1 protein-coding gene and 1 pseudogene are annotated in these 877 nt (G+C 66.8%); both read left to right on the top strand.

What is annotated here, in order from left to right; all coding sequences use genetic code 11:
- Positions 1–451 (top strand): TIGR03756 family integrating conjugative element protein (locus tag APY03_RS44565; RefSeq protein ID WP_232324430.1); only part of this gene is annotated, 451 nt, incomplete at its 5' end.
- Between the two features lie 9 nt (positions 452–460).
- Positions 461–877, top strand: a pseudogene (locus APY03_RS44560) (integrating conjugative element protein); the annotation flags it as partial.

Genomic DNA, 877 nt, shown 5'->3' with positions numbered 1-877 from the left:
CTGGCGCTACAACGTGCCCGAGATGGCCTACCCGGAGGCGTTGATTCCGGGCATGCGTGAGGTCGGTGCGCGCACCACGATGAACCTCTGGGGCAATGTCTATCCACGCGGTGGCTTCCTGCACCAGACCGACGACCACAAATCCGGGGCGGTGGTGGCCCAGCGCGCGGGCGATGTCGTCACGCGCCGCGGGCAGTTGCACGTGTACCAGCCACTGCTCGCCAACGCCCGTGACGGCTACTGGCCGGCCGGGGCGCTGGTCGAAGGCGATACCTCCACCGGGAAGTGGCAGGAGCTGACCCCTCGTCTGTCGAACACCTGCGTGGTCTTCCCCCACAGCGGCACGCTGACCCAGGCCCAGCAAGGCGACTACGCCTGGGCGCTGTGGCGGCCGTATGCCTGCTGCGAACGCCGCGGGCAGGTGTTCCTGGGCAGCGTCGATTTCCTCTGAGGTGCCACGATGAAGCGTCCTGAACCGATGAACCTTTCCGCCAAGACGTGCTACTTGCTGCGCCCGACGGCGCTGGCCGGCACGCTCGCTCTGGTCTGCGGCCTGGCGTGGGCGCAGGTCGGATACCAGAACAGCGGCCCCGTCATTGGCGATGACGTCATGTACTCGATCGGAGGCGGCAGCGCGGTGTCCATGGGCCGCGCGGCTGGCATGCGCTCCATCGGGGTCGGCTTGGGGTGGAACAGCAACCTGATCTGCGGCGACATGAGCATCCAGACCACGCTGCGCAATCAGCTCAACGGCATCACGAACGGCTTCCAGCAGATCATGAGCAACGTGATCCAGAGTGCCACCAGCGCGGTGGCGTCCCTGCCGGCGCTGATCATTCAGCGCGCCGATCCCGGCCTGTACAACCTGCTGACCAAC

This window comes from Variovorax sp. WDL1 (genome assembly GCF_001541225.1).
Taxonomy (GTDB): Bacteria; Pseudomonadota; Gammaproteobacteria; order Burkholderiales; family Burkholderiaceae_C; genus Variovorax.
Note: the sequence above shows the minus strand (reverse complement) of the source record. Positions and strands in the feature narration are given on the sequence as shown.